The organism is Bradyrhizobium sp. 21 (genome assembly GCF_023073335.1).
Lineage (GTDB): Bacteria > Pseudomonadota > Alphaproteobacteria > Rhizobiales > Xanthobacteraceae > Bradyrhizobium.
The window spans coordinates 57,624-62,745 of the sequence record NZ_JADPJG010000031.1; the positions used below are offsets into that span (position 1 = coordinate 57,624).

Below are 5,122 nucleotides of genomic sequence, written 5' to 3' on the forward strand. Positions count from 1 at the left end.
TACGGCCGAAGCGAAGTCCAATCACGGCAACGGCAACGGCGCCGCGCATGGCAATGAGCACCATTCCCAGGCGGCGGACAGCTCGCCAGTAGCAGATTCCGGCGGAGTCGAGCACGGCAATTCCGACCATTCGGCGTCGGCCAAAGGAGCGAAGGCGGGCGAGGGCGTCGCGACTGGTGGCAACACGGACCACGGCAACTCGAAGCACGCTGCGGAGCCGGGGTCCGCGCAGGCGGCAGCCACGGAGACGGCCGAAGCGAAGTCCAAACCCGAGAACGGCGTGGGCAACGACACGAAGCATCATTCCCAGGCGGACGATCCGCCGGGAGCAGCGAAGACGGCAGAGCCCGGCGGCGCTGAACACGGCAACTCGCAGCATGCGTCGGAGCCGGCGACTGCAAAGGAGGTCGCCACAGAGAAGGCCGAAGCCAAGTCCAAACCTGACGGCAGCGTCGGCCATGACAATGAGCATCAATCCCAAGCTGCGGACGCCGCGTCGCCGGCAGGGAGGACGGCAGAACCGGCTGCTGCAATCAAACCTGAAGCACAACCGATCAAAATGGGCACCGAGACCGGCGGCGCGGATCGAGACATGGCGTTCCGCTTCGACAGCGGAGCAGCTTCTTCCACGCTCGTCGCGGCCGCCGGGCCGGTTGAGCCCAATGGTCCGCACAATCCGCATGTGCAGAAAGCGGGCCTCGATGTGATCGTCCAGACCTTATCCGAAACAATTCACGAACCCACGGCGCACCACGGCAATCACGATTTCCATCCCGGCATTGTACCTGCGCCTCATGACTTGCTGATTTGAAGACGGCTGGGAACACCACGGCGAGGGTCCCATCTCGGGCGGCTATTTGGTATCTGCCGCGGGGAGCGGGAACCGAAAGGCGCGTCTTGAATTAACCTGCGAGAGAAGAACAGCGGATCCAGCGATGACAAATGGCCCTTTCGCCAGCTCCATCTCCACCGCCCTCCGCCATCCCGGCGTGATTGCGTTGATCGTGGCGGGTTTGACCATTGCAGCGATGCTCATCGTCGACCACGGCCCTTGGAACCGCGCCAAGACCCAGCCGGCGCATGTCGCGATGTATCACACCACCGGCGAGGCCGCGCGCGCCGCTGGCGCCGCGGTGCTCCCGACCGAACAGAAGTCGCCAATCGAGCCGGAACGGCTGGGACCGAAGATGTCCCCGACCGTCAATCCCGTGACGCCGTAAGACGGCTCAACCTTTTCGGCCGTAATTGAGGAGTCCGCCGCTCGTCCTCGGCGGGTGAGCCTGCAGTGCCTCCTCTTTCGGCTCGGTGCCCCAGCCGGGCCGGTCCGGAATGACCAGATGGCCGTTCTGAATCTCGGGCTCGTGCGTGAACAGCTCGCGGTCCCACGCCAATCGGTCGATGTCGATCTCCATGATGCGCAGGTTCGGCACCGCCGCGCAGAAATGCGCGTTCATCATCGAGCAGAGATGGCCGTAGAAATTATGCGGTGCGACGTTGACTTCGAACGCTTCCGCGGCGGCTGCGATCTTCATCGATTGCCAGACGCCGTTCCAGGGCGTGTCGACGATCGCGACGTCCATCGCCTGCTCTCGGAAATAGGGCAGGAATTCCCGCAGGCCCAATAGCGTCTCGCAGGACGAGATGGGATGCGGGCTTTGCCTGCGGATGTAACCGAGCGCTTCCGGATTGAAGCTGTCGATCTCGACCCAGAACATGTCGAGGTCCGCGATGGTGCGCAGGATCTTCAAATAGCCCTCGGTCTTGGCGTTGAAGTTGCAGTCGAGCAGGATGTCGACGTCGGGGCCTGCACCGTCGCGGATTGCCTCCAGATGCATGCGCAGGTCGTGCAGGATCTTGCGGTCGACGTTGATCTCGGGCGCGAAAGGTGAGCCGAAGCCGGGTCGCCAGCCGCTCGGCTTGCCGTCATCGTAGGAGAAGATGTTGGTCTTGAGCGCGGTGAATTTCTTCTCGCGCACCTCGCGCCCCATCGCCTTGACGCCGTCGAGGCTTTCGATCGGCGGTTTGTACCAAGAGGGGTGATTGATCCGCCATGTGGCGCAATGCGACCAGTAGACCCTGATACGGTCGCGGATCTTGCCGCCGAGCAGTTCGTAGCAGGGTACACCGAGACATTTCGCCTTGGCATCGAGCAGCGCATTCTCGATCGCGCCGAGCGCCTGCGCCACCACGCCACCGGCGGCGGGACGTGTGGCCGCGAACAGCTCGGCGTAGATGCGCTCGTGCTGGAAAACGTTCTGCCCGATGATGCGGGCGGAGAGGCGCTGGATCGCAGCGCCAACGCCGGGCGAGCCAAAGCCTTCATCGAACTCGCTCCAGCCGACGATACCGTCTTCGGTCGTCAGCTTGACGAAGTGGTAGTTTCTCCAGCCGGCATCGCACGCGAGAATTTCGAGACTTGTCGCTTTTGATGATTTGGTCATGTCGCTCCCTGTCGCCCGGCCGGGCTCTGTTTTTTCTTGTCGCCCGGTCGCAAGCCCGGCCCTTGCGCAACTGTTAGGCCAACCGCGGATCGGCGTGAAGCCCGGAGCGGGCCTCGCGGGGACGTTTTTCGGCCATCGTCGCCAGATTAAAGCATGATCCGGAAAAGTGAGAAGCGGTTTTCCGAAAAGATCATGCGCAAACATAGAGCTAAAGCGCGATGACGATTCAACCCAATCTCGTCGCGCTTTAGTCAGCCGATCGCGGACGAGCCGAGCAGCGCGAGCACGGCCAACGCCATCAGCGCGGTACCGAGCCAGCCCAGCACGACGAGCCATGCCCGGGCCTTGAAGCGGCCCATGATCGCCTTGCTCGAGACGATCAGCATCATCATCGCCATGATCGGAACGGCGACGATGCCGTTGAGCACGGCGCTCCAGACCAGCATGTGAATGGAGTCGATCCCGGTGAAGCCGAGCGCGAAGCCCATGATGGTTGCGGCGGCGATGATGGTGTAGAAGCCGATCGCCTCGTCCGGCTTGGCTTCCAGCGTTGCGCGCCAGCCGAAGATCTCCGCCACGCCGTAGGCGGCCGAGCCCGCCAGCACCGGAATTGCGAGCAGCCCCGTGCCGATGATACCGGTCGCGAACAGGGCGAAGGTGAAGTCGCCGGCGAGCGGCCGCAGCGCTTCGGCGGCCTGCGTCGCCGAATTGATGTTGGTGACGCCATGCGCGTGCAGCACCGAGGCGGTGGTGAGAATGATGAAGAAGGCGATGCCGTTGGAGAGCAGCATGCCGGCGAGGGTGTCCGTCCTGATGCGGTCGATCTCGGTACCGCCGCCGCGCTTCAGCTCGCGAAGCGGCTTGTCGTGCTTGCCCTGGTTCATCTCCTCGACCTCCTGCGAGGCCTGCCAGAAGAACAAATACGGGCTGATGGTGGTGCCGAGCACGGCAACCACCATCAAGAGGTAGTCCGCGCCGACATTGGCCTTCGGCCAGACTGCGGCCAGCAGCGCCGTGCTCCACGGGGTTTGCACGGTGAACGCGGTCGCGACATAGGCGAACAGTGCCAAGGTGAGGAATTTCAGCACCGGCGAATAGCGGCGATAGGGCAGGAACACCTGCAGCAGGGTCGAGCCCGCCGCGAAGATCAGCGCGTGCTCGTGATTGAGGCCGCCGATGACCAGCGAGAGCGCCTCCGCCATTGCGGCGATGTCGGCGGCGATGTTGAAAATGTTCGCGGCGACGAGCATGGCGACGAGCGCCAGCACCGCCCAGCGCGGCGCGATCTGCATGACGTTGGCGGCGAGCCCCTTGCCGGTGACGCGGCCGATCCGGCCGCTGACAAGCTGGATGGCGATCATGAACGGCGTGGTCAGAAACACCGTCCAGAGCAGTCCGTAGCCGAATTGCGCGCCGGCCTGCGAATAGGTCGCGATGCCCGACGGATCGTCGTCGGCCGCGCCGGTGATGAGGCCCGGCCCCAGCCTCTGCAGCAGTGTCGGCGCTGATTTCGTCGGGGTGAGGGCGCTGTCGTTCATGGAAAAAGAACCTCGATCGGGGCGGGCGTTTTCATAGCAAAATGCTAATGAGGGAACAAACGTTCCCGGCGGGTTCGTGAGCGGGACTCGGATCTCATTTCTGATTATGCTAATCGCCTTTTGACACGTCGGGCAAAACAGCTGTACAAGTACATCATCGCCAGAGTTGATGCCCCGCCGGCACGGTCGCGGGTTTTTCGTTTGCGCGCATCCTGCTCCCTCCAGATCGTTCGGACCGACACGCTCATGGCTGCCTGGCAGCGATGGCTGGCCCTTGCTCACCTCACGTTGAGGTTGTAGGGAACGCCATGAGCGATCTGCCGACGTCAACAAAGGTCGATCCGTTGGACGCGGGGCGGGCTGCCGCGCTCGATCGCGACGGCTATCTGTTGCTGCGGGGCGCGGTGCCCGACGCCTGGCGCGATGCGCTGCGCGCCGCCTTCGATTCCGGCGTGGGCGCCGGCGACCAATGGGCCGCACCCCGGGGCGCCGGCTGGCGCCACGCCCTCGTCGATCTCGATCCGGCGGTGCAGCAGACCTGCCGGCTGCCGTTGCTGCTGGCGGCGGCCGCGCAGATGCTGGGAGGACCTTTCTTTCTTGCCCAGGTCGAAGGCCGCGCGCCGCTGCAAGGCGGCGGCCACCAGCCGCTGCATCGCGATGGCGCAGGCACGAAAGCCGTCGCCGCCCTGGTCTTCCTCGACGATTACGGGCCGGACAATGGCGCGACGCGGCTCGTTCCGCGCCATCTCGATCAAGCCGATTTCGATCAGACCCTGCCGGACGAGACCCTGTCCCTGACGATCGCGGGTGAGGCAGGGGACATCCTGGTGTTCGACGCCGATCTGGCGCATGGGGCAACCTGCAACCGCTCCGGCGCGCGGCGACGTTCGCTGCTGCTGAGCTTCATGCCCGAGCGCAACCAGGCGACCATGGACGCCTGTCGCGCCGTCCGCAACGTGCGCATGGACACCAGCGAGGTGTTTGTCCCATGAGCGAGCGCGGACCGCGAACTACTTGATGCTGACGAACATGCCCCAGGCGCCGGCCAGCGCCGCGCCGGAAAAGACGATCAGCGGGTTTTCGCAGAACGCGCTGCCATAGGTACACATGGTGACGCCGAACGAGCCGATCTCGTGATGGCTC

The 5,122-nt window shown here is 64.3% G+C and carries 4 protein-coding genes and 1 pseudogene; 3 read left to right on the plus strand and 2 right to left on the minus strand.

Annotated features, from left to right (window positions below; translation table 11 throughout):
* Positions 1-811: pseudogene (locus tag IVB31_RS24235) on the plus strand (hypothetical protein); the annotation flags it as partial.
* A gap of 124 nt (positions 812-935) precedes the next feature.
* Positions 936-1,220, plus strand: a complete 285-nt coding sequence (locus IVB31_RS24240; protein WP_247328608.1) for a hypothetical protein — start codon at positions 936-938, stop codon at positions 1,218-1,220.
* A 6-nt stretch (positions 1,221-1,226) separates the two neighbouring features.
* Here the strand turns inward: IVB31_RS24240 and IVB31_RS24245 are convergent, their stop codons facing one another.
* Both IVB31_RS24245 and IVB31_RS24250 read right to left on the minus strand, forming a co-directional pair.
* Positions 1,227-2,441, minus strand: a complete 1,215-nt coding sequence (locus IVB31_RS24245; protein ID WP_247328610.1) for a mandelate racemase/muconate lactonizing enzyme family protein — start codon at positions 2,439-2,441, stop codon at positions 1,227-1,229.
* A gap of 251 nt (positions 2,442-2,692) precedes the next feature.
* Positions 2,693-3,979, minus strand: a complete 1,287-nt coding sequence (locus IVB31_RS24250) for a divalent metal cation transporter (RefSeq protein WP_247328613.1) — start codon at positions 3,977-3,979, stop codon at positions 2,693-2,695.
* A gap of 308 nt (positions 3,980-4,287) precedes the next feature.
* Here IVB31_RS24250 and IVB31_RS24255 point away from each other — a divergent pair, with 308 nt between their 5' ends.
* Positions 4,288-4,971, plus strand: a complete 684-nt coding sequence (locus IVB31_RS24255) for a phytanoyl-CoA dioxygenase family protein (RefSeq protein ID WP_247328615.1) — start codon at positions 4,288-4,290, stop codon at positions 4,969-4,971.
* Positions 4,972-5,122 lie beyond the last annotated feature (151 nt).

Excerpts from the sequence above, each read along its gene's own strand:
- IVB31_RS24255 (WP_247328615.1), top strand. The coding sequence starts at position 4,288 with ATGAGCGATCTGCCGACGTCAACAAAGGTCGATCCGTTGGACGCGGGG.
- IVB31_RS24250 (WP_247328613.1), bottom strand. The coding sequence starts at position 3,979 with ATGAACGACAGCGCCCTCACCCCGACGAAATCAGCGCCGACACTGCTG.
- IVB31_RS24240 (WP_247328608.1), top strand. The coding sequence starts at position 936 with ATGACAAATGGCCCTTTCGCCAGCTCCATCTCCACCGCCCTCCGCCAT.
- IVB31_RS24245 (WP_247328610.1), bottom strand. The coding sequence starts at position 2,441 with ATGACCAAATCATCAAAAGCGACAAGTCTCGAAATTCTCGCGTGCGAT.